This window comes from Polynucleobacter sp. MWH-Berg-3C6 (assembly GCF_018881855.1).
In the GTDB taxonomy this organism is placed as follows: domain Bacteria; phylum Pseudomonadota; class Gammaproteobacteria; order Burkholderiales; family Burkholderiaceae; genus Polynucleobacter.
The window spans coordinates 53,879-79,568 of record NZ_JACVPN010000001.1 but is presented as its reverse complement, the minus strand read 5'-3'; the positions used below and the strand labels follow the sequence as shown (position 1 = coordinate 79,568).

Below are 25,690 nucleotides of genomic sequence, written 5' to 3'. Positions count from 1 at the left end.
ATAAGCGAATGGCTTATTGGCATGCTTCACATTCTTCAAAGCCAGCATCACCAGGGCGCATTGTGCAAACTGGGCCATCTGCTTCAACCGCACTACCAGCACCTGCAGCAGCGGCTGCATCTGTACCGTTTACGCCGCCACCACTAGAAACTGAGTTCAATTGACCACTAGCAACAGTTGATTTCTCAACGTGGGTAGCTGCCATTGTGCGGAGGTAATAGGTTGTTTTCAAACCACGCAACCATGCCAACTTGTAGGTGTCATCCAATTTCTTGCCTGACGCGCCTGCCATGTAGATATTCAATGACTGAGCTTGGTCAATCCACTTCTGACGACGAGAAGCTGCTTCAACCAACCAGCTCGGCTCAACCTCAAAGGCCGTTGCATACAAATCACGTAAGTCTTGTGGAATGCGATCAATCTTAGACAAAGTACCGTCAAAGTACTTCAAATCCGCAATCATGACTTCATCCCAGAGGCCGCGATCCTTCAAATCACGTACCAAGTACTCATTAACCACTGTGAATTCGCCTGAAAGGTTAGATTTCACGAATAAGTTCTGGAATGTCGGTTCGATACAGGCTGAAACACCAATGATGTTGGAAATCGTTGCTGTTGGCGCAATCGCTACGCAATTGGAGTTGCGCATACCGTGCTGCTTAATGCGAGCGCGCAAACCGCCCCAATCCATAGTGGAGGAATTATCAACCTCTACATAGCCGCCACGCTCTTGGGCTAAAAGTGCCACTGAGTCTTGTGGGAGGATGCCGCGATCCCATAAAGAACCCTTATAAGTGCTATACACACCACGCTCTTCAGCCAATTCGCATGAAGCTTGGTAGGCGTAGTAGCAAACCGCTTCCATCGAAGAGTCAGCAAACTTCACAGCCTCATCGCTAGCGTAAGGAATACGCTGCATATGCAAGCAATCCTGGAAGCCCATGATGCCCATACCAACTGGACGGTGCTTCAAATTAGAGTTACGAGCTTTAGCAACTGCGTAATAGTTGATATCGATTACGTTATCGAGCATACGCATAGCAGTGCGCACAGTCTTCTGGAGCTTCTCGTGATCCAAAATCATCTTGCCGCTAGCATCGGTTGTCATGTGAGCAGTCAGGTTCACAGAACCCAAGTTACAAACCGCAATCTCAGTCTCGTTTGTATTCAAAGTGATCTCTGTACACAGATTTGAGGAGTGAACTACGCCAATGTGCTGCTGTGGGCTGCGAATATTGCATGGATCCTTGAAAGTAATCCATGGATGACCGGTTTCAAACAACATACCCAGCATCTTGCGCCATAACTGCTGGGCAGGGATTCTGCGGAATGGCTTCAACTCACCGCGATCCGCTTTTTGCTCGTAAGCAACATAAGCCTCTTCAAACGCTTTACCAAACTTGTCATGCAAGTCAGGCGTATTAGAAGGTGAGAACAAAGTCCAGTCACCGTTTTCCATAACGCGCTTCATGAACAAGTCAGGAATCCAGTTTGATGTATTCATATCGTGGGTACGACGACGGTCGTCACCAGTGTTCTTACGCAACTCCAAGAATTCTTCGATATCTAAGTGCCAAGTTTCGAGGTAAGCACAAACTGCGCCCTTACGCTTACCACCTTGGTTCACAGCAACTGCAGTGTCATTAACCACTTTTAAGAATGGCACAACACCCTGTGATTTACCGTTGGTACCTTTGATATGGCTACCCAAAGCACGGACGTTCGTCCAGTCATTACCCAGGCCACCAGCAAACTTGGAAAGTAATGCGTTTTCTTTCAAAGCTTCGTAGATACCATCAAGATCATCATCAACTGTAGTCAGGTAGCAGCTAGAGAGCTGTGGACGAGTTGTTGCTGAGTTGAACAAGGTTGGTGTGCTGGACATGAAATCAAATGTAGAGAGGATTTCATAGAACTCAATCGCACGACGCTCACGATCCATCTCATTCAAAGCCAAGCCCATTGCTACGCGCATAAAGAATGCTTGTGGCATTTCAATACGACGCTCTTCAATGTGCAAGAAATAACGGTCATACAAAGTTTGTAAACCGAGGTAGTTGAACTGCAAGTCACGGCTTGCATTCAAGGCTGCAGCCAAGCGTGGCAAGTCAAACTCGCGCATACGTGGATCTAACAACTCTGCAGAGATGCCTTCATTGATGTACTTAGCAAAGTAAGTGCTGTATTCGGCTTGTGTATCACCTTGCAATACTTCTTTACCGAAAATCTCTTTGCGGATCGTGTGCATCAAAATGCGCGCTGTCACTTGACTGTACGCTGGATCTTTTTCAATCAAGGTGCGGGAAGCCAAGATCGCAGAGTCATAGACTTGCGCCATTGGTACGCCATCGTACAAATTCTTAATCGTTTCAGTAATGATTGGTGTGGCATCAATATGATTGCCTAAGCCTTCGCAGGCTGCCTCAATTACAGTGCGCAAAGCAGCCATATCGAGCCACTTCTCAACACCATCATCAGTGACCTTGATACCGGTCTCGCTAGTCTGGTTTGCTACTTGCGTATCTTGAGAAGCCTCTTGCTGGGCAGCACGTTCTTGATTACGCTTCTCACGATAGAGAACATAGGCGCGAGCAACGTTGTGCTCTCCACTGCGCATCAAAGCCAACTCAACTTGATCTTGAATATCTTCAATGTGGAAGGTGCCACCGTTTGGACGGCTACGCAATAAAGCGCGCACTACAGAATGTGTCAGCTGCTCAACTTGCTCACGCACGCGTGCAGATGCTGCACCTTGGCCACCATTCACTGCCAAAAATGCTTTAGTTACTGCAATTGCAATCTTGGATGGCTCAAATGCAACAACAGAACCATTACGGCGAATAATTTTGTAATCAGACAACTGGGTTGCCTGGCTACCACCAACACCACCGGCTACAAAACCGGCGGAAGGAGCTTGATTCATTCCTCCAACAGGACTCATTCCTGGGTTATTGGCACCACTTGGCTGGCCTGCTGTCTGAGGATTGGCGTATGTCATGTTGCTCCTGCTTATATATAGTTATTTGGACAAAAAATCGTTAAAAAACAATGGGGTATTGCTGTATTCAAACACTACATCTAGTGTCTCGAAGCGCATTAGGCACTAAGTATAGGGAAATATTTAGTGTTTGGTAAGCTTTTTCTGGCAATTACTTATTAGTATTTTTACTAAGTTTTACAGTAATTTAGGGGTCATTTTGGTGCGGAATTTTTAGCCCTTTTTAGCTAAAGGCTAACAAAGTGAGCGTATGCTCACATACAAAGATTGAACTAACGAGAAATTAATCCGTAAGGTATTTTTTCTGGCGAAATACCTGTCTCTTTTTGGAACTTTTCCCAATCAAAATATTTTCCGGGATCCGTTTTTCGCTCTGGAGCGATATCGCTATGGCCTGCAAATTGCAAATTGGGGTAACTCTGTTGCAAATTCTGAACAAGCCTTGTTAATGCTCTGTATTGAGCCTCCTCAAATGGGCTATCGCCGTCACCCTCTAACTCAACGCCAATAGAAAAATCATTGCATCTTTCTCTACCCATAAAAGAAGATGCGCCAGCATGCCACGCTCTATCTCGAGTGGAAACAAACTGAATTAATTCTCCTGCACGAGTAATCAGAAAATGGCTTGAAACTTTTTGATCTGCAATCTCTGCAAAATAAGGATGCGCACTTGCATCTAATCTGTTTTGAAAAAAATCGATGATGTGTTGACTAGACTTGCGGCTTCTAAATTCACCGGGCGGCAAACTAATGTGATGAATGACGAATAAATCAGGATTGATATTTTCTGGTCGCGCATCTTGATTGGGTGACATGCGCCAATCTGCGGCACCAATCCAACCTTGCTGATCGAATGTATTGAGGTGCTCTTTTGAGCAATAGAACCGGTTGTCATAAACAATGGCATCAGGTTTTGGTAAGTGGACTTTGCAACACTGACATTGCACCATTACCTCAGGCTCTGTTGGGGTCTGAGCCTTGTTGGCTTTGGTGTTAGCCGATTGCTTCTGATTAAATTTGGCTTGCTTTTTTCCCTTCAGCCAAAAATACAAAAGACCCGCTCCAACAAATAGTAAAAGCCACTTAAGCAAAGGTCATGCTCTCTGAAGAATTACTTCCAACACAAAACGGCTGCCAACATATGCGAGCAGCAAAGCGGTATAGGCGCTTAGCACCCAACGAATCGCAGCTCTACCTCGCAAGCCAACCCTCCAACGAGCGATCAGTAAGCTGACAAATAAGAACCAAGAAATCAATGCAAAAATTGTTTTGTGATCAAAGATAAAAGGTTTGCCAAATAGCGCCTGGGAAAATAACAAGCCAGAAAATACTGTCAGGGTTAAAAGCGCAAAGCCAACATACAGCAAGTTGAATAAGAGACTCTCCATTGTCATGAGTGGAGGAAGCTCCTCTAACCAATGAGCAGCACGACTGTTTGGAACAAAAGCAAACTGGCGATGTAAGGCGCGGTCTTGAACGCTCATCAATAAGGCGTGCATAGCAGCCAAGCTTAGTAAACCAACAGCAATTGTTGCTACGATGAAGTGTCCCTTGAACCAAGGATCCGAGACTGCTTTAGGTGAAATCAAAATTCCCGGAAACAGGTTCGGCAGCAAAGTGCATACGCAGGCAAAGAGCAAAGCCATCCAACGCAAACTAGAAATGGGCAAAAACCAGGACTGAAACCAATAAAAGGCAAGGCCAACCCAGGCAATGAGCGATAAATCCTGCGCAAAGCCAAAAACAAACCCTTGATCTGTGAAGACTGAGTCGTGGAGTTCAACGGCATGAACCAGTAAGGCCAGGAAAATACCTGCCTGCACAAGCCCAGCGAATAAGGGGGAATCCACGCTGCCCTTGGCTCTCGAGCCCAAAATGAGCAAAAGAAACAAGTAAAGGGCAGACGGGAGCCATCCCGAACTTGAGTAACCTAAAATATCCATCTGGAAAGTCTAATCGATAAATGCTAGAGAACCTCACCGACCGTCTTTCACGCGTTGTTAAAACGATGCGGGGACAAGCCCGCCTGACTGAAGACAACACTGCAGAAATGCTGCGGGAGATCCGTCTAGCCTTGCTCGAGGCCGACGTAGCCCTCCCAGTTGTCAAATCCTTACTAGAACAAATTAAATTTAAAGCCCTTGGTGAGGAAGTGGTTGGCAGCCTGAGTCCAGGTCAAGCTCTGGTTGGCGTAGTGCAGCGCGAACTCACCCAAGTGATGGTGGGGGACACCAATCAAAGCGGTGAGCTCAATTTAGCCACTCAACCCCCAGCCGTGATTTTGATGGCGGGCCTACAAGGTGCAGGTAAAACCACTTCTGTTGGTAAGCTGGCCAAATGGCTCCAAGAAAAGAAAAAGAAAAAAGTTCTGACGGTTTCTTGTGACGTCTATCGCCCTGCTGCTATCGAACAGTTAGAAACGGTCACCAAACAAGTCGGCGCAGAATTTTTCCCGAGCAACGTTAATCAAAAACCAAACGACATTGCTCTTGCAGCCTTAGATTGGGCGCGCCGTCATTACTTTGATGTAGTTTTAGTCGATACCGCGGGTCGCTTAGGCATTGATGAAGCACTCATGCAAGAGATTAAAACTTTGCATGCAAGCTTAAATCCAATCGAAACTTTATTTGTAGTTGATGCCATGCTCGGTCAAGATGCTGTCAATACAGCTAAGGCCTTCCATGAAGCATTGCCACTAACTGGTGTCATTCTTACTAAGCTAGACGGCGACTCACGCGGTGGTGCCGCCCTTTCCGTGCGTCAAGTCACTGGTGTACCACTCAAATTTATTGGCGTCGCTGAGAAGATGGATGGCCTTGAGGCCTTTGATGCACAACGCATGGCCAATCGCATTTTGGGCATGGGCGATATTTTGGCGCTGGTTGAGCAAGCCCAACAACACGTTGATGTTGCTAAAGCTGAAAAGCTCGCTACAAAAATTTCTAAAGGTGGATTTGATTTAGAAGACTTCCGTGATCAACTCATGCAAATGCAAAAGATGGGCGGCATGGCGAGCTTGATGGATAAACTGCCAAGCCAAGTTGCTCAAGCAGCCTCCAAAACAAATCTGAGTAATGCAGATAAACAAACTACGCGTATGCGTGGGATTATCGATAGCATGACACCGCGTGAGCGTAGTAAACCTGAGTTACTGAAGGCTAGTCGCAAACGGCGCATTGCCGCAGGTGCTGGGGTGGAAGTGCAAGAAGTCAATCGGCTACTAGCTCAATTTGAGCAAATGCAAACCATGATGAAGCAATTCAAGGGCGGGAAAATGGCTCGTACCATGGCAAGCATGGCTGCAAAAGGAGCCGCCAAAGGTATTGGCGGACTCTTTAAAAAATAACTTATTAAATTGAGCTCTTCGCTGCCTGAACAGCAGCAATCACTTTTGCCTTGATCTCTGTTAGCGGAATGTTTTGCGATTCTGCATCGGTGCGACCTTTAAATTCCACTTCTGCATTCGCTAAACCACGATCACCGATCACCACGCGGAATGGCGCACCAATCAACTCCCAGTCAGCAAACATAGCGCCTGGACGCTCATTGCGATCATCCAAAATCACATCAATGCCAGCAGCAAGCAAATCATCATGCAATTGATCGCAGGCGGACTTCACTGCCTCAGATTTGTCGTAACCCATTGGACAAATGACCACTTCAAATGGCGCCATCGAGATTGGCCAAATAATGCCGCGCTCATCATGACCTTGCTCAATGGCAGCGCCTAACAAACGAGTCACACCAATACCGTAGCAACCCATCACCATGGGCTGTGCTTTACCTTGTTGATCAAGATAGGTGCAGCCCATTGCCTCTGAATAACGTGTGCCCAATTGGAAGACGTGACCCACTTCAATGCCGCGGCAAATATCCACAACACCTTTGCCATCCGGAGAAGGGTCACCAATCACTGCATTACGAATATCCAAAATGAGTGGCTCTGGTAAATCACGCCCCCAGTTCACTCCTGTCAAATGGTGTCCGGCATCATTAGCGCCGCATACAAAGTCAGACATATTGGCAACCGTACGATCTGCCACGACAGTCACATCGGCGCTTATGCCTACAGGGCCTAAGTATCCTGCTGGAGCATTACATGCTTGCTTAATCTCAGCCTCTGTAGCAAAGCGTGACTCGGCCATACCTGGAATCTTGCTGGCCTTCACTTCATTCAAATCATGATCGCCACGAACTAGCAACATGAAGAGTTTGGCTGGACCTTTTTCTTGGTCGGCAGCAAACAATAAAGTCTTTACCGTTTTTTCCAATGGAAGATTGAGAAACTGGGCGACATCAGCACAAGTGCTCCGATTAGGCGTTGGAACTTTAGTCATAGTGGCGCTTGCTGCAGCCCTTGCTGCTATCAATGCAAGGGATTCTGCTGCCTCTAGGTTTGCTGCGTAATCAGAGTTTGGGCAATACACGATGGCATCTTCACCAGTGTCTGCAATCACGTGAAACTCTTGACTACCAGATCCGCCAATGGCGCCGTTATCCGCTGTGACTGCACGGAACTTCAGACCCATACGCTTGAAGATGCGAGTGTAAGCATCAAACATGATTTGATACGACTTCTTTAGACCTTCAGTATCGCGATCGAATGAGTAAGCATCTTTCATACTGAACTCGCGACCGCGCATGATTCCAAAACGTGGGCGACGTTCATCGCGGAATTTAGTTTGGATCTGATAGAAATTCACCGGTAGCTGTTTGTAACTCTTAATTTCATTACGAGCTAAATCGGTGATTACTTCTTCAGAAGTTGGCTGAATCAAAAAATCTCTATCGTGACGATCTTTAATGCGCAGCAATTCAGGACCCATTTTTTCCCAGCGGCCCGTCTCTTGCCATAATTCAGCAGGCTGGATCATTGGCATCAGTAATTCAATTGCACCAGCACGATTCATTTCTTCGCGAATGATGTTTTCAACCTTACGAATCACCTTCAAACCAAGCGGCAAATAGTTATATACGCCAGCGCTAAGCTTGCGAATTAAACCTGCCCGCACCATGAGTTTGTGCGAAACCACCTCTGCGTCAGAGGGCGCTTCTTTTAGCGTGGCGAGAAATGATTGTGATGCTTTCATGTATGGATATAATCAAATCATTGATTTTAAAGGATTTGAGGCACGATCATGCTTGACCGTGAAGGGTATCGCCCCAATGTCGGCATTGTCCTCCTTAATGGCCGCAACGAGGTTTTCTGGGGAAAACGCGTTGGGCAGCATTCGTGGCAGTTCCCACAGGGTGGGATTCAGCATGGTGAAAGCCCTGAGCAGGCCATGTACCGCGAATTGCATGAGGAAGTTGGCTTGCTGCCGGAGCATGTCCAAATTATTGGACGAACTAGGGATTGGCTTCGTTATGACGTCCCTGAGGAATACTTGCGCCGTCAACACGCCACTCGCATCCACCGTACCGCCTACCGTGGCCAAAAACAAATTTGGTTCCTTCTGCGCCTAGTTGGCTTAGATAGCGATATTCAATTACGCGCCTCAGACCACCCGGAATTTGATGCTTGGCGTTGGGTGCCTTTCTGGATCCAACTTGATACAGTCATTGATTTCAAGCGAGAAGTTTATGAATTAGCCCTTTCAGAACTAGCGCGTTACCTTTCCAGGGGAATCAGGATGCAGCAGCTTGCTTGGGGAACTCCGCTTGATCTCATTCAGTCTTTCTATACTGGCCATGACGATCAACACAAACCATCTACTAAATCGGATAAAGAAAAATGAATGCTAAGTTACGCAAAATCAGTGCCTACGCGATTAGCATTTCAATTGGAGCAAGCCTGATGGCATGTGCAGGCGACCCTATGCAAAGCGGCCTTGATCCATATGCGCCAATGGTATTTAAGGAAGGTACAACTACCCTACCTTCAAATCCACCTAATAAATCTACTCTGCTACCCTTTTATGTTACCCAAACCACGATTTTCAAGTTTGCAGTAGATACGAACTCTATTGCGATCGGAAAAGATGGTGTTACACGCTATACAGTTGTGATTACCAATCCGAGCGGCGGAATGCAGGTTCAATACGAAGGAATTCGCTGCGACTCTTTTCAGTGGCGTTTGTATGGGACATTCGATAACAACAAGTGGAACGAAAATCCTCTAGGATCATGGGCTGCCATCAAATCGAATATCCCAAATCGCTATCAAGCCGCATTAGCGCAGGGTGCATTTTGCAATTTGAATTCTCAAGAAACGAGCCTGAAGACTGTTTTACAGAGCCTAGATCCTAAGTCTTTTACTGGTGATCCCCCAGCTCCTGCGTTCTGATGCCGCTTAGTTGAGATTAGCCCTCAAAGAAGTGCCAATTTTCTCGCCTCCCAAGAGACGAGTCAGCACATTAGGTTCACGACCAGAGGCGATTACGGTAGTTGTTCCTGTTTGTACGGCAACCTTTGCAGCCAATACTTTCGTCAACATACCGCCCTTACTTAATTCGCTTGCTGCACCACCAGCCATCTTCTCTAAAGCTGGATCTCCCGCAATAGCATCAGTTAAAAGAGTTGCATCCGCATTTTGACGAGGATCAGCAGTAAATAAACCGCCCTGATCAGTCAAAATTACCAACAGATCAGCGTGAACTAAGTTTGTTACCAATGCAGCCAGACTATCGTTATCACCAAACTTAATTTCATCTGTAACTACGGTGTCGTTTTCATTAATAATTGGAACAACGCCCAGCTTTAACAAAGTTTCCAAAGTTGCCTTGGCATTTGCGTTGCGCTCTGTGTTTGCTAGGTCGGCATTGGTTAATAAAATCTGAGCACTGCGTAAATTAAAGCGTGCAAAACAACTCTCATAAACCTGTACTAAGCCCATTTGACCAACTGCAGCAGCAGCTTGAAGTTGATGAATTTCTTGTGGACGCTTGGTCCAACCTAAACGCTGCATACCTTCAGCAATTGCCCCTGAGCTCACCATCAACACTTCATGACCCGATTTCAATAGCGCTGCCATTTGCTCAGCCCACATCCCAATTGCAGAGTGGTCTAGACCCTCACCATTATTGGTGACAAGGCTAGAACCTACTTTGACTACGATGCGTTTAGTTTGTTTGGTGTTCATAACAACTGTGAAATTTGAATGAATACTTTAATCGGGTTTTTTATCTTCTAGCTGATCTTTGTAACGAGGATCTTGAGCACGCTCATCTTGCTCATCACGGTCACGACGCACAGAGTCTAAATAATCTTGCAAAGCGTAACAAAGCTTATCGCAGCCAAGGCCAGTAAGAGCAGAGATCTCAAAGGTAGAACCCTTCCACTTAAACTTTTTCACAAAATCTGCGACCACCTTTTTGCGATCCTCTTCGGGAATCATATCCACTTTGTTTAATACCAACCAGCGTGGCTTTTCCACTAAGGCTTCATCATACTTACGCAACTCATTCACAATCGCATTAGCATCAGCAACGGGATCAATATTTTCATCAAAAGGTGCAAGATCAACTAAGTGCAGGAGAACACCAGTGCGCTGTAAATGACGTAAGAAACGATGACCCAAGCCAGCGCCTTCAGCAGCGCCTTCGATTAATCCTGGAATATCCGCAATCACAAAGCTGCGCTCATTTCCCACACGAACCACACCCAAATTAGGATGCAAAGTGGTAAATGGGTAGTCAGCAATTTTTGGACGTGCGTTAGAAACAGCGGTAATCAAAGTAGATTTGCCTGCATTAGGCATGCCGAGCAAACCAACGTCAGCCAACACCTTTAATTCCAATTTCAATTTACGGCGCTCACCTGGCTTGCCATTGGTCTTCTGACGTGGCGCTCTATTTGTACTGCTCTTAAAGTGAATATTGCCCCAACCACCGACGCCACCCTGTGCAAGACAGAGGCGCTCACCATGGGTTGTTAAATCGGCAATCGGCTCACCAGTGTCGTAGTCAGCAATGATGGTACCAACTGGCATACGTAATTCAATATCATCACCTGCGCGGCCATAGCAATCAGCGCCACGACCAGGTTCACCATTTTTTGCAGTGTGCGTTTTAGCGTAGCGGTAATCGATCAAGGTATTGATGTTGCGATCAGCTACAGCCCATACGCTTCCACCCTTACCGCCATCACCACCATCTGGTCCACCAAATTCAATGAACTTTTCACGGCGCATAGAAGCACTTCCGGCGCCACCCTGGCCGGCTATGACTTCAATACGCGCTTCGTCTATAAATTTCATGAATAAAAAAGGCCTCGCTTAGCGAGGCCTGTTCCTAAGAGTTAAATTCGGAATAAATCTGAATCAAACGAGTCTCAGTCAGGCGCCTTATGAACGAGGCAAGACTGAAACTTGGGCCTTCTTCAAAGCACCCTTTACGCCGAATTCCACTTGACCGTCAATTAAGGCGAACAAAGTGTGATCCTTACCAATACCAACGTTAGCACCTGGATGAACACGTGTGCCACGTTGACGAATGATGATGCTGCCAGCATTAATCTGCTCGCCGCCAAATACCTTAACGCCTAGGCGTTTCGATTCTGAGTCGCGACCATTTCGTGTTGAGCCGCCGCCTTTTTTCTGTGCCATATCTTTCTCCTACCCTGAATTAGGCTTTAATCGTGTTGATCAAAATTTCAGTGAAATTCTGACGATGGCCTTGGTGCTTTTGATAATGCTTGCGACGGCGCATCTTAAAGATTGTCACTTTATCGTGACGTCCCTGGGAGACGACAGTGGCCATCACAGCTGCACCATTAACCAATGGATCACCTAATTTCAGTGAAGCGCCTTCGCCAACGGCGAGGACTTGGTCAAGAGTGATTTCGCTGCCGATTTCCGCTGGTATCTGTTCTATTTTCAATTTTTCGCCTGCAGCAACTTTATACTGTTTGCCACCGGTTTTTATGACCGCGTACATGGTTTGAAACCTCAATTAATATCTACATTTAAGCTAATCCACCCTGGATAAGCTAAGCCCATTATTATATCTTGCATGACGAGCACTGTCAAAATCAATGACTTAAGCCAAATCCTGGCCCCAATTGCCTTAGATTTCAAGGCCTTAGACGGGGTAATTCGTCAGCGTTTGGCCTCAAAAGTCGCCTTAATTGACCAAATTTCCACTTATATCATCCAGGCGGGTGGAAAACGGGTTCGGCCAGCCCTGTTAATGCTGGTAGCCAAGGCCCTGGCTAACACCAAAGAAACTCCACATACCCTGGAAATGGCTGCTGTAGTGGAATTTATCCATACTGCCACCCTGCTCCATGACGATGTTGTTGATGAATCCACCCTCAGGAGGGGGCGAGAGACTGCAAATGCTGCATTTGGCAATGCAGCCAGTGTGTTAGTGGGCGACTTCCTCTATTCCCGAGCTTTCCAAATGATGGTTGCCCCAAATGACTTGCGGGTAATGCAGATTCTGTCAGATGCGACCAATACGATTGCCGAAGGTGAAGTACTTCAACTACTGAACATGAATGACCCTGAAGTGGATGAAGCGAGCTACTTGCAAGTCATTCGCTACAAAACCGCAAAATTATTTGAAGCTTCTACTGAGCTGGGTGCAATCCTAGCTAATGCAACCGATATTGAGCGCGAGCAGGCCGCTGCGTTTGGTCGTCACATTGGTACTGCATTCCAGCTGATGGATGATCTACTGGATTACACAGCTAATGCTGCGCAGATGGGCAAGAATGCTGGTGATGATTTGCGTGAAGGTAAACCAACACTACCGCTCATTTACTTACTGGAAAATGGCAGTAATGAAAATCGTCTTTTAGTGCGCGCCGCGATTGAACAAAATCAAGATTTACCTGAAGATGTATTTACACAAATTTTAAATGCCGTACAAACTTCTGGCGCCCTGGATTACACCCAAGCTGCAGCTAAACGTGAAGCAGACTTAGCTTTAGCATGTATTCAAGACTTCCCAGCAAATGAGGCAACATCAGCACTGCGTGCCTTATGCGAATACTCCCTCGCACGCCAGACTTAAAAAGTCATCAACCTCCAACGCTTTTCATTCTGAGCTCGCGGGCAGTGATGCGAGCCTTCTCCGCCTCTTCACTTAAGCGCGAAACCTCTTCTGGGGATAGCTTTTCTAGGTTCGAATAATCGAATTTCCAACTGGGATCGGTAGACCAAATCAAGGGCGATTGCACTGTCGTGCGGGCCGTAGGGGCACTTTCTAAAAGGCTTAACGCTAATTCAAAGTTCAGCGAGCGGGAACTAGGATCGTTGGGCTTTGCTGCTGCATTACCCAGAGGAAAATCACTAAATAGGAATCTCGGTACACCGCAATATTCAACAATGTCCTTTGCGGCGCCCATCACAACAGTTGAAATACCATTCGCTTCCAAATACCGCGCCAATAAACTTTGGCTCTGATGACATACCGGGCAATTTGGAATCAAGACTGCAACATCGACCTTGTCAGCTCGCAGCATTTCTAAAATCAATGGTGCATCCGTCTCCAAAGTATGACGCTGACTTCGATTGGTTGGTAAGCCATAAAAATGGGGTGATAAAGCTTTCACCCTGCCGGACTGCAACGCATCTTTAGCAGCCTCTAATGGAAACCAACAATGACTATCTTCCATATCAGCATTTTTACGATCAATACCTACATGAGCAATTCTTAAATCAAGATCGCTATTAATGGGTTTTTGATAAGGCTGGTAAAACTTGGCGGCGGCGTTATAGGGAGCACCAGGCCCCTGAGGTCCCTTGCTGGCATCAAAGGGAACTGCTGTAGTAATTAGCCCCAATACGGATTGATTTAGTGGTTTTTGCAAGGGATGAAACGGGGTCTCAAGATAATGAGCCCATACATAGGGGTTTTCGTAACCCAAACCTAAGTAATAGCTGCGAGTGCGCTCAATGTAGCGAACAGGCTGATCCGATTCTGGTGCAAAAACGGGTTCGGAGGTTTTGGACATCAATACATCCCTGTAAGATATTGCAAATAAATATTCACTTCATAGGAACTCATTATGGCTCAATGGCTTAGATTTCAGCATCAAGGGAAAAGCGGGTTAGGACAAGTACAAGGCGGGGAAATCGCGGTTTACTCGGGAGACTTATTTCAGAATCCAAAACCCACCGGTGAAACCCTCCAATTGGCAGATGTCACGATTGATATTCCATGCACCCCATCAAAAATGGTGGCAATGGTTGATAACTTTCACGCCTTAGTAACGAAGCTTGAGCATGCGGTGCCTGCTGAGCCTTTGTACTTCCTTAAAGGCAATAACTCTTTCTTGGCTGCTAATCAAATTATTCGTATGCCTAAGTCCTACTCAGGAAAAGTAGTTTACGAAGGTGAGCTTGGCATTGTGATTGGTCAGAAAATTCATGAGGCTGATGAAGCCCAAGCGGCGAAAGCAATCTTTGGTTACACCTGTATTAATGATGTGACCGCCATTGAGATTCTCAATCGCGATCCTGGTTATGCCCAATGGACTCGCTCTAAGAGCTTCAATACTTTTGGCGTGTTTGGCCCCTATATTACGACGGATGTAGACCCAAGCAAATTGACTATTAAAACTATTCTCAACGATCAAGAGCGTCAAAACTATCCAGTAGCAGATATGATTTTTCCGCCTGCTAAATTAGTCAGCCTGGTTTCACAAGATGTGCCTTTAGAGCCGGGTGACATCATTGCCTGTGGAACCTCAGTAGGCGTCGGTTCAATGAAGCCTGGCAGCAATGTCAGCATCATTATTGATGGTGTAGGTCAATTAGATAATCGCTTCGAATAAAGCAATTGCTCCAAAACAAAACCCCTTGCTATGTTGAGTAGCAAGGGGTTTTTTGATCTCAAAAACGATTAAACGTTGCTGATAGTTTTAGTAACCTGAAACAGATGGCAATGCCAAGCTACCTTTGGAGGCTTGCACGTTCTCATCCAAATACTTTGTCAAAGCAAAAACTGTATTTAAGCAAGGTGTAGGGGTTTGGGTAATCTTACCAAGCTCGATCACAGAACCTAAGAGCGCATCGATCTCTAGGCTACGACCAGCCTCTAAGTCTTGCAACATCGAAGTCTTATGTTTTCCGACTTTTTCAGCGCCTGCGATACGACGCTCAATATCAACCCGGAATGTAACACCGAGCTTTTCAGCAATGGTTTGAGCTTCCGCCATCATATTGCGCGCCAACTCTTTGGTTAATGGATATTGGCAGATGCCTTCCAAAGTTCCATGAGTCAGAGAACTGATTGGATTAAAGGTCATATTGCCCCATAACTTGAGCCAAATTTCAGAACGAATGTCGTCCAGGATTGGTGATTTAAAGCTGGCCGCGCTCATCATCTCAGACATCTTCTGAATGCGCTCAGTAGCCTTGCCATCCAACTCGCCCAAGGGGAAGCGATTGCCTTCTACGTGACGGATCACGCCGGGAGCTTGAGTAAAGGTTGCAGGGTAAACAACGCAGCCAATAATGTTGTTTGGGTTGATTGTTTTTTTCGCAACGCCACCAGCGTCAACTGTCTCGACTGAGTGATCTTGATACTCACCGCCGAGTTTTTGGAAGTACCACCAAGGAATACCATTTTGCATAGGAATCAAAATAGTCTCTGGACCCATGATGGCCGCTAAGTCATCGATGATGGGCTCAACTTGATGCGCCTTGACTGCCAAGATCACAACATCTGGAGTTTCAGCATCCCTAATTTTTTCTACTGCTTTCACTTGGGCAACCAATGGCTCTGGTTGATCATCCATGATCAATGCCAAACCACGCTCCTTGATTGCCGCCAAAGTAGCGCCACGCGCAACAACAGTTACGTCATTGCCTGCTCGCGCCAACATGACAGCTAGGTAGCCGCCAATGGCGCCACCCCCACCGATCACACAGATTTTCATAAGTACCCCGCAAGAATAAAAAATTTTGTATTAATGCAATATTAGAGGAGAACTTTAGAGGAAAACTTATTGCGGTGCAACAATTTTGATTGCCCATTTTTTAAGCAATAGATTGTCTAAACTGCTTTTAAGAGGTCCTTAGACACTAGACTGCCCAAAATCATGCCGGCAATGCTTGCAAATAGGCCCGCTAATTGGGGCGGCAAAATGGCTGTAGGGGCTAAGATTTCGCAGCTAATCCATACGGCTAGGCCTAGTACTACTGACAATAAGCCGCCCAAAGAATTAGCTCTTGACCAGTACACCCCAAACGCTAGGGGCACAAATGCTGCAACCAGAGTCACCTTATAGGCACTCTCAACCATCTTAAAAATAGAAAGCTCAGAATTGATCGCGAAGAAAGTAACAACTACTGCAAAACACAATACCGTGATGCGCATAATTTTGAGCAAGTCTTGATCTGAGAGATGCTTAAAGAATCCTCTCACAATGTTTTCTGCAAAAGTGACTGAAGGCGCAAGTAAGGTAGCGCTTGCACAACTTTTAATGGCTGAGAGTAAGGCGCCAAAGAACATCACCTGTGCAATGATCGGCGCATGGTTCAAGATGAGTTTGGGCAGAATCATTTGGGGATCAGTATCAAGATATTTCTTGACCAGGTCCGGACTAATTAAGGTTGCTGAGTAAGCCAAATACATTGGTACGAAGGCAAAAATAAAGTACAGCACACCACCTAAGATCGCTGCCTGCACAGCAATATTGACATTCTTCGAAGAGGTGATGCGTTGGAAGACATCCTGCTGAGGAATAGAGCCCAGCATCATGGTGCACAGAGCGGCAACAAACCCCAAGATGGATGCAAGATTCATGTCTGGCCAGAAATTACTAAATTGGCCTGCAGCTGCTGCATGCTCAAGCACTACCCCGACACCACCAGTTTGCATGGTCATTTCGCCACCGATATACAGCATGCCAATCACAATGATGATCATCTGAATGAAGTCCGTAATCGCTACAGACCACATGCCTCCAAATAAGGTGTAAATCAAGACGCTACCAGCACCAATCAACATGCCACCTGTTTGAGAAATGCTACCTTCCGATACCACATTGAAAACTAAACCTAGGGCCTTAATCTGAGCAGCAACCCAACCTAAATACGAAACAACAATGCAAAGGGTTACTAACACTTCAACCGTACGACCATATTTTTCACGGAAGAAGTCGCCAATCGTTAACATGCGGCGGTTATAAAGATGGCGCGCAAAAAATAGGCCGACCAAAATTAAACATAAGGAAGATCCAAATGGATCAGATACCACCCCGCCCAAACCCTCCTTGAGGAAAGTGGCCGGAATACCTAAAACTGTTTCAGAGCCAAACCAAGTAGCAAATACAGTGGCGGTTACGATCGGTAAGGGGAGGCTATGACCAGCCGCAGCAAAGTCGGCTGTATTTTTAACGCGCAGCGCAGCCCATAGGCCAATACCCACAGAGACTACCCAGTAGATGATGACAAACCAAATGAGCACGTCCAACTTCCCCCGAAAGAATTTGGTGAAATTATATGGCCTTGTCACTTTTACCAGTAAGGGAATTTGTGTCAACTTAGTGCGCCAGATAACACAAGCCCACTCTGACATAATTCAAGGGTGAATTCATTTCAAATGAGCCAAAGCGAGAATCCAGGCACTGACCTGGCTTATCAAAAAGCCATCCTGAGCTCAGTCTCCCGCACCTTTGCTCTGACAATCCCACTATTGCCCTCCATCATTGAAAAAGTGGTGGGCAATACTTATTTGCTATGCCGGATTGTTGACACCATTGAAGATGCTGCTGAACTAAATCCAAATACCAAACAAAAACTCTCTCAATTATTTTTAGATGCAGTACTTGGAAAGATACCGGTTGAGTTTTTTGTAGAGCCCTGCCTTGAGGCGCTAAACCATTATGGAAATCAAGATGAGCTAGATCTCATCGCACATACTCCAACCGTTTTGAGAATTTTGCACACTTGCTCCAAAGACGATCAACTAGCCGTGAGTCGCTGTGTCTCCATCATGTCAGAGGGAATGTCTTACTTTCACGGAAAGCAGACTCAAGCAGGTCTACAGAATTTGCAGGAATTTGAAAAATACTGCTATGTGGTTGCAGGTGTTGTAGGGGAGCTTCTCACCACCATCTTCAGTAACCACTCCTCTAAATTTGCAAAACGCATCAAAGGTCATGAAGAACTCGCAATTGCCTTTGGTCAAGCCCTACAAATGACCAATATTCTAAAAGACTCACCTGAAGATCGTGCCCGCGGGGTATCTTGGAAGCCAACTGGTATGAGCCAGGAACAACTCTTGAAAATTGCTTATGAAAAGCTTCAAGACTCACTCAACTACATACTCCTGATTCCAAAAGAGGAGCTTGGAATACGCCGCTTTTGCTTCCTGGCTTTTGGCCTAGCGGTAATGACGCTCTCAAAGATTGCCAAGCAAAAAGAATTTAGTGATAAAGCAGAAGTGAAGCTCTCTAGGAACACAGTCATGGCGTTTTATACCTTTACCAAATTTGCAGTCAAAAGTGATGTGCTTATGCAGATTTTCTTTAACCAATTTTCCAAATCTCTCGCAAAAGAAATTTGAGTCTATAGAGCACCTTCATGCTGCAAAAGCCATATCTTGATTTGGCGATATAAACCGGGTGTATTTTCTTTCATGAAGCCGCCAATCCCCTGTGCAGAAATAACACGATGACAAGGCGCAATTAAAGGATAGGGATTGGCACCACATGCTGTTCCGACTGCACGCGGACCACTCTTGATCTTGCTTGCAATCTCGCCGTAGGTTTTGGTTTTACCAACGGGGATCATCTGGATACTTTTCCAAACCCTTTGCTGGTGCTCAGTCCCTGATGGCTTCATGGGTAAATCAAAATGGTGATGAGGATTCTGAAAATACGCTTTAAGTTGTTTCTCAGCCTCCTTAGCCAATTGATTTTTAGGGCTTACTAAAGCTGTCGATATTGGTAAATAATCAATTTTGGACAACATCAAACTGCCATCCACCAGTTCAGTCAAAATCCCCAATCTCCCAAATGGGGCTGCAATCACGCAATATTGAGCACTATCTGAGACAACTTGTTTTTTGGCTAAGGTCATAGGAAGTGATTCTCACATAATTAGGGGCCAAAGACGACAGCCCTTTCTTCCGCATCTATAGCTTGTGAAATGCCACTTTGCTATATTGATTCATCCTTACTTTTTTCAGGCAGACCTTATGGACACCTTTTTTGACGATTGGCCATTTTACGGGCAGGTTGCTCTCGTCCTATTTTTACTGGCTCTCTCTGGCTTTTTCTCAATGGCCGAAACCAGCATGCTCTCATCAAATCGCCATCGTCTACGAGCCATGGCAACAAGTGGCAACTCAGGGGCAGCCTTAGCTGAGCGACTCTTAAAGCGTATTGATTCGCTTTTATCAGTACTCTTAATTTCTAATAACCTCATTAACACCATTCTACCTATTCTAGTAACGGGCATAGCCCTGCATATATTTGGAGATAGTGGGCTCGTACTTTCAATTGCCACTTTAGTAGTGGCTTTGCTGATCATCATTTTTAGTGAAATTACCCCGAAAGTGATTGGGGCAGCCTTCCCAGAAAAAATTGCTTCTAAAGTAGGTTGGTTCATTCTGCCGCTGACTTTTTTACTAAAACCTCTGCTGTGGTTTATCAATAGCTTTGTCTCTGGGCTCATGAAGGTCTCCGGACTGCAGTCTTCTTCAGACAGCAGAACGATGAGTACCGAAGAGTTACGTAGCTTGGTTTTAGAGTCAAACCGTTTCGTCTCAAATCATCATCGCAATATTTTGCTCAACTTATTTAATCTAGAAAATATTACGGTCGATGATGTGATGACCCCAAGATCGAAGATTGAAGTTCTAGATCTCTCGCGACCCATTGATGAAGTGGTTCAACAACTAGAAACCTGTTATCACAACAAGCTGCCCGTCTGTGATGGCGACTCCGAGCGCATTGTAGGCATTCTTTCGGTCAAGAAGGCCCTTTCATTACTAGGCGATACAGACCTAAAACATGCAGACTTTCAATCTTTGTTAAATGAACCTTATTTCATTCCCAGTGGTACGCCAGTACTACAACAGATGCAATTCTTTCAAGACAATCAACAACGCTTAAGTCTGGTTGTAAATGAATATGGTGAGGTCTTAGGTCTCGTTACCTTTGAAGATATTGTTGAAGAGCTCATTGGCGAATTCACAACCTCTTTTTCCAATCTTTCAACCGATCCACGCTGGCTCGCTGATGGCACTTACTTAGCAAGTGGTACTGCATCCCTCAGAGACCTAAACCGCTTGCTGAATCTCAATTTGCCATTAGATGGTCCTCGCACCTTAAATGGACTGATTCTTGAAAAGCTTGAGGCGATACCAGATCATGATGTCAGCATCCGAATTGCGGGCATCGTAATGGAAATTGTGCAGTTTGATGATCAGGGCGTGAAGACCGTCAAACTCTACCGCCCTACCCTTGATCAAGAACAAGATTGAGCAATGCTCATGATGACTCCATCATTATTCGCACCTGGTATGAAATCGCAGTCAATGCGCTTGAATCTAGAGCGAGTGATATCCACATCGAAGCTGGGTCACAAGGTACCCTAGTCCGCATTCGAGTAGATGGCTTGCTACAAGTGCAAGCGCAATTTGATATTGAACTCCATGAGCGGTTAATTACGCGCATCAAAATACTGGCACGACTCGATATTGCTGAAAAGCGCCTACCTCAAGATGGTCGCCTTTTAATTGGGTTTGATTTTGTAAAACCCAATATCGACTGCCGAGTTTCAATCCTTCCGACTCTATATGGTGAAAAGGCGGTCATACGGATTTTACCTAGCTGCGTAAACGAGCTTGGTATCGAGCAGGTAGGCTTACTTCCCGAACAGCTGGAGATATTTAAGGGCGCCCTCAACCAAGCAAATGGTTTGATATTGGTAACGGGCCCTACGGGTAGCGGCAAAACTAGAACACTCTATAGCTGCTTAAGAACTTTGAATCAAAGTCATCGTAATCTTTGTTCTATAGAAGATCCGGTCGAGATTCGTCTACCTGGAGTAAATCAAGTGGCGTATCACCCTCGCTCGGGCTTAGATTTTCCGACAATCATTCGCGCACTATTACGGCAAGATCCAGATGTGATCATGATTGGTGAAATTAGGGATAGCGCTACTGCCCAACTTGCCATACAAGCGGCACAAACTGGCCACCTTGTTTTAAGCACTCTTCATACACGCAATGCTCGAGGGGCATTTAATCGATTAAAGAGTTTAGGGCTAGGCCAAGAAGCCCTCGAATCTTGCTTGCGCAGCGTTAGCTCACAACGCTTAGTCCGCAAGATATGTCGGCTATGTTTAGGTAGAGATTTCAAAGAAAGCATTAAATGCTCAAGCTGCAAAGGATCTGGATACTATGGACGCATTGGTGTGCATGAAGTTTTAAGTGCGGCGCATGTATTTGATCTGTCTTTTCAATACTCAACCATGTATGAAGCTGGACTTCACCATGTAAAAGCAGGGTTGATTAAAGAAGCTGATCTACTGACTGAGGTCGGCACATGGCAGTAAGTAAGTTAGATCAGCTCACCTTTGCTCAACAGCTCTTGTCACTCTTAACTGCCGGTCTTCCACTACTGAATGCGATCGAGCTGATTCGGTTATCCGCCCCACAGCGCTGGCAGGGCTGCTTAAGTAATTTGTGCAGCCAATTAAAACAAGGGGAAAGCTTTTCTCGAGCCTTGCTGGCCGAAAGGAATCGGTTTTCTGCAGAATTTATTAATCTGATTCGGGTCAGTGAGCGTACCGGCAATATTGAATTAGCACTACAAACCATTTGTCGGCAACTTGAAGCACAGCTTGAATTAAGGCGCAAGGTCCAGCAGGCTTTGAGCTACCCCGCTATCACGCTTGCCAGCTCCCTACTGCTGATTCTGGTAATGATGATTTGGGTTGTGCCGGTCTTTAAGGATGTCTTTGCCCACTTTCAAGCTGAGTTGCCAGCACCTACTAAAGCGCTGATTCAAATCTCGACTGTTATTGAATCTTTCTTCTTTGAGATGACCGCTCTGCTTATCGGCAGTGCTGGATTATTTCTATTTGCCTGGGTAAAACTACCTCGCTTACAAAAAAGATGTGATGAGTTCAGTTTTTACATCCCTATATTGGGTAAGTTATTTCGCCTAGCAACCCTAACCCACTGGTGTAGAACCTTAGGGCATTTATTGGACTCTGGCTTAGCCCTACCCGATGCGCTACGCGTAACAGCCCAATCCTCTAACCATTGGCTTAGTCATGATTTAAGTGCAGAGATCTTCAAGCATCTTGCTAGGGGCTGGCCACTGGGCGATGCCTTGATTCGCGCTGACCCTAAACATATCTTATTTGATATTGAAACTTTGCAATTACTGCGTATTGCCTCGGAAAGCGGATCCCTTCCACAAATGCTGGGTAAACGAGCAAATGCACTAGGATCACAACTCAGTAATCGCCTCAATACTTTGAGCCAGAGCTTGGAGCCCTTACTTATTATCTTTGTTGGGATTGTGATTGGCAGTCTTGTCATAATCTTATATCTCCCAATCTTTAATCTAGGACAGATTGTGTAATGGGCCAGCTAGAAATACTCGACCTTATCCGGATTGTTCTGATCCTCGCATTGGCTTATTTGGCCTATATTGACTTACGAACTTTTCGGCTGCCTGATGTCATTACCATGCCCCTCATCTTGGCCGGACTTTGCTTCAATAGTTTCTCAAGCTTAAGATTCATCAGCCCTCAAGAATCTATTTTTGGCGGACTAGTCGGCTTTTTACTGCTTTGGCTATTAAATCGTCTCTATCGATATATTAAGAAACAAGATGGGATTGGTATGGGTGATGCCAAGCTCTTATCCGCTCTAGGTGCCTGGCTTGGTTGGGCGGCCCTACCCAGCATCCTCTTCTTAGCATCCATCTCTGGAATTATTGGTGGCATGATTTGGTTGAGACTAAACAAACAAAATCGCAGCTCACCTTTTCCTTTTGGACCTTTTCTAATCTTTGCTGGCATCATAGAGTTGTTATGGCCACAGCTTCTTCAAAACCTACTACTGAGCAATCTGAGCTAAGCACGCTCAAAGGACGCATAGCCCTGATTGGTTTAACCGGCGGCATTGGCTCGGGGAAAACTGCCGTGAGTGATTTACTAGCTAAGCTTGGTGCCGGCATTGTGGATACCGACTTGATTGCCCATCAAATCACAGCAGCCAATGGAGTGGCAATTTCAGCAATTAAAAAGCATTTTGGCCCCGACTTTATTGCGGCCGATGGTTCGCTCAATAGAGAGAAAATGCGTTCTTTAGTGTTTACAAAACCAGAGGCCAGAAAATCTCTTGAGGCCATCACCCACCCGCTCATCCGTGAAGAAAGCAGTAGGCAGGCCTTAAAGTTAAGTCAAGAAGGGGCTCGATACTTGGTCTTTGTCGTGCCCTTGCTGATTGAGTCTGGATCCTGGATGACTCTTATTGACCGCCTAGTGGTGGTGGACTGCCCTGAAGAGGTTCAAATTAACAGGGTGATGCAGCGCAGCAATTTACCCCGGGAAGACGTGGAGAGGATCCTAATGTCTCAAGCCACTAGAGTAGAACGTCTCAAGCATGCCGATATGGTGATTGAAAACCAAGGAAGTCTTCAGGACTTAGAGGTAGAGGTGCAAAGCTTGCACCAAAAAATCCTACAGATTTAGAAAGATTAGCGCAGTTCGTCATAGAATATGGGCTTGTGATTGTCTACGAATACCCATTTAACGAATTAGTTCGAAGCATGCTTCGACTGGAGTATTTGTTCGCCCGTTTCAATCAGTTTCTTCGCTCCGATGAACCAGAGCTTCACCACAATGCAATCTCCATTTTGTTTGATCTTGGTGATATTGGTGCTAGAGGTGATATCAAGTCTTTATTACTCAAAGAATTTGAGCGGCAAAAATATGCCTTGAATGGCTTGAAGTCATCGCAAAAGGTAGATCAAGAAGCACTATCCCAAACGCTTTCTGAAATTGATTCCGTTGCCAGCAATATCAATCACTCTACTGGCAGACCAAATTCTGCTATTACTGAGAGTGAGTGGTTAAATGCGATTCGTACTCGCCTCAATACTCCTGGTGGAACTAGTCCAATTGATTTACCTAGTTATCATGCCTGGAAAAATAGCCCCTCAATTGAGCGACGTAAACTTTTAGAAAATTACGTGCATCCACTTTTACCGTGGCAAGAAGCATGTCAGTTATTTTTACGCCTATTGCGTCAATCAGGCGAAGCAAAAGATGTGCTTGCTCATAACGGTTCGTTTCAGCAAGCGCCATCTGGTAAGGTGTATCAATTAATGCGCATTACATTAGAAGATGACTCACTTTTCTCGGAAATTAGCGCAAATAAGTATCTACTATCTGTTCGCTTTCTTAAGGCTGATCGGGATAAAAAGGCACAGTTAATTAATGCCGATGTACCCTTCAAACTGACGCTCTGTCAGTTCTAAGTCAAAAACCTTCTAAGGCACTCCAGCATTGGCCAGGCAGCCGGTAGTAAAGGCCCAACACTTGGCGTTTCTGCGCCAATAAGCTCCCAGGATAAAGCTTGCCCCTCACAACCCATTGGGGTACCAGTCCAATTGCGGATGATACTGACATACAAACGAACATAAGCATGTGGATAGTCGTGCTCTAGGACCGTTAACTCTTCACTAGACTGAATATCAATCCCAAGCTCTTCCTGCAGTTCACGCTGTAGGGCCTGAAAAACGGTTTCACCCTTTTCAACTTTTCCACCCGGGACTTCCCAGTAACCAGCATATGGTTTGCCTTCGGGCCTCTGGCCCAAAAGATAGCGATTCTCAGAATCAATCAATATTCCCGCAGCAACAACGGTGATGGGGCGATTTATTTCATTCATCGAAATAAATCAGATTAAGCATGGGTACCTGCCCAATGTTTTGCAAATTGCCAGGCAACACGGCCTGAACGTGAACCGCGCTCAAGAGCCCAAACCAATGCCTCTGAACGAGCAGCCTCAATTTGCGCAGCAGTTAAACCAAAATGATTCAGCCAATGCGCAACGATAGCCAGGTACTCATCTTGCTTAGGGGGATAAAAAGAGAGCCACAAACCGAAGCGCTCCGATAAAGAAATCTTTTCTTCTACCACTTCACCAGGATGAATCTCGCCGTCATCGCTATGAACATAACCCTCGTTGTCTTTCATGTACTCAGGCAATAAATGACGACGATTAGAGGTGGCATAAATCAAAATATTGTCGACTTGAGCAGAAACCGAGCCATCCAGAGCCGATTTCATGGCCTTATAGCCCGACTCCCCATCCTCAAAAGAAAGGTCATCGCAAAAGATAATGAAGCGCTCAGGACGCTCAGCCAATAGCTCAGTGATATCAGCTAAATCGGCTAAATGCTCTTTTTCCACTTCTACCAAGCGCAAACCTTGACTAGCGAATTCATGAAGGCTTGCCTTAATGAGAGAGGATTTACCGGTTCCCCTGGCGCCAGTCAGCAAAATATTATTTGCTGGCTTTTTCTGGATGAAATTTTTAGTATTGTCCCGGATGGCATCCCTTTGACGATCGATATTCTTCAAGTCTTCAAAAGTAATGTCTGAGACATGCTTCACTGGCTGCAGAAAACCAATGCTGCCAAAAATACTATCGCGGCGACGCCATCTAAATGCAGTTGAAGATTTCCACTGTTCGTCACTTAAAGGCTTGGGCAAAAACGTTTCGAGATGACTTAAGAGTCGGTCTAATTTTTCATTCATCAACC

At 45.7% G+C, this 25,690-nt stretch carries 25 protein-coding genes and 1 pseudogene; 12 read left to right on the top strand and 14 right to left on the bottom strand.

Features of this window, described 5'->3' with window-relative positions:
• Positions 1 to 13 precede the first annotated feature (13 nt).
• The 3 genes from ICN13_RS00395 to ICN13_RS00385 all read right to left on the bottom strand — a co-directional run bounded on the left by ICN13_RS00395 (position 14) and on the right by ICN13_RS00385 (position 4,848).
• The gene (locus ICN13_RS00395; protein WP_370622953.1) at positions 14 to 2,941 is read right to left on the bottom strand and encodes a ribonucleoside-diphosphate reductase subunit alpha; all 2,928 of its coding nucleotides are present in this window, start codon (positions 2,939 to 2,941) and stop codon (positions 14 to 16) included.
• A gap of 329 nt (positions 2,942 to 3,270) precedes the next feature.
• Positions 3,271 to 4,089, bottom strand: coding sequence for a 1,6-anhydro-N-acetylmuramyl-L-alanine amidase AmpD (gene ampD, locus ICN13_RS00390; RefSeq protein ID WP_255533970.1), 819 nt, complete (start codon positions 4,087 to 4,089; stop codon positions 3,271 to 3,273).
• 3 nt (positions 4,090 to 4,092) lie between these two features.
• On the bottom strand, positions 4,093 to 4,848 hold the full coding sequence (locus tag ICN13_RS00385; RefSeq protein ID WP_370622927.1) for an inner membrane protein YpjD: 756 nt from the start codon (positions 4,846 to 4,848) through the stop codon (positions 4,093 to 4,095).
• Positions 4,849 to 4,961: 113 nt separating this feature from the next.
• Between ICN13_RS00385 and ffh the strand changes: the two genes are divergently transcribed.
• On the top strand, positions 4,962 to 6,344 hold the full coding sequence (gene ffh / locus ICN13_RS00380) for a signal recognition particle protein (RefSeq protein ID WP_216138035.1): 1,383 nt from the start codon (positions 4,962 to 4,964) through the stop codon (positions 6,342 to 6,344).
• Positions 6,345 to 6,348: 4 nt separating this feature from the next.
• Here ffh and ICN13_RS00375 read toward each other — a convergent pair whose 3' ends face one another.
• Positions 6,349 to 8,088 carry a proline--tRNA ligase gene (locus tag ICN13_RS00375; RefSeq protein ID WP_216138033.1) on the bottom strand — a complete coding sequence of 580 codons (1,740 nt, stop codon included), beginning with the start codon at positions 8,086 to 8,088 and terminating at the stop codon, positions 6,349 to 6,351.
• A 48-nt stretch (positions 8,089 to 8,136) separates the two neighbouring features.
• Between ICN13_RS00375 and ICN13_RS00370 the strand changes: the two genes are divergently transcribed.
• Positions 8,137 to 8,736: an RNA pyrophosphohydrolase gene (locus tag ICN13_RS00370; protein WP_216138031.1), complete on the top strand. Its 600-nt coding sequence runs from the start codon at positions 8,137 to 8,139 to the stop codon at positions 8,734 to 8,736.
• Positions 8,733 to 9,284: a CNP1-like family protein gene (locus tag ICN13_RS00365; protein WP_216138029.1), complete on the top strand. Its 552-nt coding sequence runs from the start codon at positions 8,733 to 8,735 to the stop codon at positions 9,282 to 9,284. Before ICN13_RS00370 ends, ICN13_RS00365 begins: the two co-directional genes overlap by 4 nt.
• 18 nt (positions 9,285 to 9,302) lie before the next feature.
• On the opposite strand, the pseudogene proB reads toward ICN13_RS00365, so the two are convergent.
• The 4 genes and pseudogenes from proB to rplU all read right to left on the bottom strand — a co-directional run.
• Positions 9,303 to 10,079 (bottom strand): annotated as a pseudogene (gene proB / locus ICN13_RS00360) (glutamate 5-kinase); the annotation flags it as partial.
• A gap of 27 nt (positions 10,080 to 10,106) precedes the next feature.
• Entirely contained in the window at positions 10,107 to 11,195 is a 1,089-nt protein-coding gene (gene cgtA / locus ICN13_RS00355) for an Obg family GTPase CgtA (RefSeq protein WP_216138025.1), read from the bottom strand.
• Between the two features lie 87 nt (positions 11,196 to 11,282).
• A complete protein-coding gene (gene rpmA, locus ICN13_RS00350; RefSeq protein WP_087908492.1) occupies positions 11,283 to 11,543 on the bottom strand; it encodes a 50S ribosomal protein L27 in 261 nt (86 codons plus the stop codon).
• A 19-nt stretch (positions 11,544 to 11,562) separates the two neighbouring features.
• A complete protein-coding gene (gene rplU, locus ICN13_RS00345) occupies positions 11,563 to 11,874 on the bottom strand; it encodes a 50S ribosomal protein L21 (protein ID WP_011902040.1) in 312 nt (103 codons plus the stop codon).
• 75 nt (positions 11,875 to 11,949) lie between these two features.
• Here rplU and ICN13_RS00340 point away from each other — a divergent pair, with 75 nt between their 5' ends.
• Positions 11,950 to 12,954, top strand: coding sequence for a polyprenyl synthetase family protein (locus ICN13_RS00340; protein ID WP_216138023.1), 1,005 nt, complete (start codon positions 11,950 to 11,952; stop codon positions 12,952 to 12,954).
• A gap of 7 nt (positions 12,955 to 12,961) precedes the next feature.
• On the opposite strand, the gene ICN13_RS00335 is transcribed toward ICN13_RS00340, so the two are convergent.
• Positions 12,962 to 13,897, bottom strand: a complete 936-nt coding sequence (locus ICN13_RS00335) for a reductase (protein ID WP_216138021.1) — start codon at positions 13,895 to 13,897, stop codon at positions 12,962 to 12,964.
• 54 nt (positions 13,898 to 13,951) lie between these two features.
• On the opposite strand from ICN13_RS00335, the gene ICN13_RS00330 reads away from it, so the two are divergent.
• Entirely contained in the window at positions 13,952 to 14,719 is a 768-nt protein-coding gene (locus ICN13_RS00330; protein ID WP_216138020.1) for a fumarylacetoacetate hydrolase family protein, read from the top strand.
• 87 nt (positions 14,720 to 14,806) lie between these two features.
• Here the strand turns inward: ICN13_RS00330 and ICN13_RS00325 are convergent, their stop codons facing one another.
• Positions 14,807 to 15,826 (bottom strand): 2-dehydropantoate 2-reductase, encoded by a 1,020-nt coding sequence (locus tag ICN13_RS00325; RefSeq protein WP_216138018.1) that lies wholly within the window; start codon positions 15,824 to 15,826, stop codon positions 14,807 to 14,809.
• 116 nt (positions 15,827 to 15,942) lie between these two features.
• Positions 15,943 to 17,358, bottom strand: coding sequence for a sodium:solute symporter family protein (locus tag ICN13_RS00320; protein ID WP_216139233.1), 1,416 nt, complete (start codon positions 17,356 to 17,358; stop codon positions 15,943 to 15,945).
• A 135-nt stretch (positions 17,359 to 17,493) separates the two neighbouring features.
• Between ICN13_RS00320 and ICN13_RS00315 the strand changes: the two genes are divergently transcribed.
• The gene (locus tag ICN13_RS00315; protein WP_216138016.1) at positions 17,494 to 18,459 is read left to right on the top strand and encodes a squalene/phytoene synthase family protein; all 966 of its coding nucleotides are present in this window, start codon (positions 17,494 to 17,496) and stop codon (positions 18,457 to 18,459) included.
• 2 nt (positions 18,460 to 18,461) lie between these two features.
• Here ICN13_RS00315 and ICN13_RS00310 read toward each other — a convergent pair whose 3' ends face one another.
• Positions 18,462 to 18,974 (bottom strand): methylated-DNA--[protein]-cysteine S-methyltransferase, encoded by a 513-nt coding sequence (locus tag ICN13_RS00310; RefSeq protein ID WP_216138014.1) that lies wholly within the window; start codon positions 18,972 to 18,974, stop codon positions 18,462 to 18,464.
• 118 nt (positions 18,975 to 19,092) lie between these two features.
• On the opposite strand from ICN13_RS00310, the gene ICN13_RS00305 reads away from it, so the two are divergent.
• The 6 genes from ICN13_RS00305 to zapD are packed head-to-tail and all read left to right on the top strand — an operon-like array spanning position 19,093 to position 24,400.
• On the top strand, positions 19,093 to 20,382 hold the full coding sequence (locus tag ICN13_RS00305; RefSeq protein ID WP_216138013.1) for an HlyC/CorC family transporter: 1,290 nt from the start codon (positions 19,093 to 19,095) through the stop codon (positions 20,380 to 20,382).
• Positions 20,379 to 21,458: a GspE/PulE family protein gene (locus ICN13_RS00300; protein ID WP_216138011.1), complete on the top strand. Its 1,080-nt coding sequence runs from the start codon at positions 20,379 to 20,381 to the stop codon at positions 21,456 to 21,458. Before ICN13_RS00305 ends, ICN13_RS00300 begins: the two co-directional genes overlap by 4 nt.
• The gene (locus ICN13_RS00295; protein ID WP_216138009.1) at positions 21,449 to 22,495 is read left to right on the top strand and encodes a type II secretion system F family protein; all 1,047 of its coding nucleotides are present in this window, start codon (positions 21,449 to 21,451) and stop codon (positions 22,493 to 22,495) included. Before ICN13_RS00300 ends, ICN13_RS00295 begins: the two co-directional genes overlap by 10 nt.
• Positions 22,495 to 22,995, top strand: coding sequence for an A24 family peptidase (locus ICN13_RS00290; protein ID WP_216138007.1), 501 nt, complete (start codon positions 22,495 to 22,497; stop codon positions 22,993 to 22,995). The genes ICN13_RS00295 and ICN13_RS00290 overlap by 1 nt, the downstream gene beginning before the upstream one ends.
• A 17-nt stretch (positions 22,996 to 23,012) precedes the next feature.
• Complete coding sequence (coaE, locus tag ICN13_RS00285; protein ID WP_216139232.1) at positions 23,013 to 23,612, top strand: dephospho-CoA kinase; 600 nt, start codon at positions 23,013 to 23,015, stop codon at positions 23,610 to 23,612.
• Between the two features lie 35 nt (positions 23,613 to 23,647).
• Complete coding sequence (zapD, locus tag ICN13_RS00280; protein ID WP_216138005.1) at positions 23,648 to 24,400, top strand: cell division protein ZapD; 753 nt, start codon at positions 23,648 to 23,650, stop codon at positions 24,398 to 24,400.
• Here the strand turns inward: zapD and mutT are convergent.
• Positions 24,397 to 24,813 (bottom strand): 8-oxo-dGTP diphosphatase MutT, encoded by a 417-nt coding sequence (gene mutT / locus ICN13_RS00275; protein ID WP_216138003.1) that lies wholly within the window; start codon positions 24,811 to 24,813, stop codon positions 24,397 to 24,399. The two genes, zapD and mutT, sit on opposite strands and share 4 nt — an antisense overlap.
• 14 nt (positions 24,814 to 24,827) lie before the next feature.
• A complete protein-coding gene (locus ICN13_RS00270; protein WP_216139231.1) occupies positions 24,828 to 25,685 on the bottom strand; it encodes an ATP-binding protein in 858 nt (285 codons plus the stop codon).
• Positions 25,686 to 25,690: the final 5 nt, after the last annotated feature.

Bases quoted from the DNA above. Each gene is read 5' to 3' on its own strand.
- ICN13_RS00370 (WP_216138031.1), top strand. From the start codon at position 8,137: ATGCTTGACCGTGAAGGGTATCGCCCCAATGTCGGCATTGTCCTCCTT.
- ICN13_RS00335 (WP_216138021.1), bottom strand. From the start codon at position 13,897: ATGTCCAAAACCTCCGAACCCGTTTTTGCACCAGAATCGGATCAGCCT.
- ICN13_RS00270 (WP_216139231.1), bottom strand. From the start codon at position 25,685: ATGAATGAAAAATTAGACCGACTCTTAAGTCATCTCGAAACGTTTTTG.
- ICN13_RS00395 (WP_370622953.1), bottom strand. From the start codon at position 2,941: ATGAGTCCTGTTGGAGGAATGAATCAAGCTCCTTCCGCCGGTTTTGTA.
- ICN13_RS00340 (WP_216138023.1), top strand. From the start codon at position 11,950: ATGACGAGCACTGTCAAAATCAATGACTTAAGCCAAATCCTGGCCCCA.
- mutT (WP_216138003.1), bottom strand. From the start codon at position 24,813: ATGAATGAAATAAATCGCCCCATCACCGTTGTTGCTGCGGGAATATTG.
- ICN13_RS00305 (WP_216138013.1), top strand. From the start codon at position 19,093: ATGGACACCTTTTTTGACGATTGGCCATTTTACGGGCAGGTTGCTCTC.
- ICN13_RS00365 (WP_216138029.1), top strand. From the start codon at position 8,733: ATGAATGCTAAGTTACGCAAAATCAGTGCCTACGCGATTAGCATTTCA.
- ICN13_RS00325 (WP_216138018.1), bottom strand. From the start codon at position 15,826: ATGAAAATCTGTGTGATCGGTGGGGGTGGCGCCATTGGCGGCTACCTA.
- cgtA (WP_216138025.1), bottom strand. From the start codon at position 11,195: ATGAAATTTATAGACGAAGCGCGTATTGAAGTCATAGCCGGCCAGGGT.
- ICN13_RS00310 (WP_216138014.1), bottom strand. From the start codon at position 18,974: ATGACCTTAGCCAAAAAACAAGTTGTCTCAGATAGTGCTCAATATTGC.
- ICN13_RS00330 (WP_216138020.1), top strand. From the start codon at position 13,952: ATGGCTCAATGGCTTAGATTTCAGCATCAAGGGAAAAGCGGGTTAGGA.
- rpmA (WP_087908492.1), bottom strand. From the start codon at position 11,543: ATGGCACAGAAAAAAGGCGGCGGCTCAACACGAAATGGTCGCGACTCA.
- ICN13_RS00375 (WP_216138033.1), bottom strand. From the start codon at position 8,088: ATGAAAGCATCACAATCATTTCTCGCCACGCTAAAAGAAGCGCCCTCT.
- ICN13_RS00295 (WP_216138009.1), top strand. From the start codon at position 21,449: ATGGCAGTAAGTAAGTTAGATCAGCTCACCTTTGCTCAACAGCTCTTG.
- ICN13_RS00315 (WP_216138016.1), top strand. From the start codon at position 17,494: ATGAGCCAAAGCGAGAATCCAGGCACTGACCTGGCTTATCAAAAAGCC.
- ICN13_RS00290 (WP_216138007.1), top strand. From the start codon at position 22,495: ATGGGCCAGCTAGAAATACTCGACCTTATCCGGATTGTTCTGATCCTC.
- rplU (WP_011902040.1), bottom strand. From the start codon at position 11,874: ATGTACGCGGTCATAAAAACCGGTGGCAAACAGTATAAAGTTGCTGCA.
- ffh (WP_216138035.1), top strand. From the start codon at position 4,962: ATGCTAGAGAACCTCACCGACCGTCTTTCACGCGTTGTTAAAACGATG.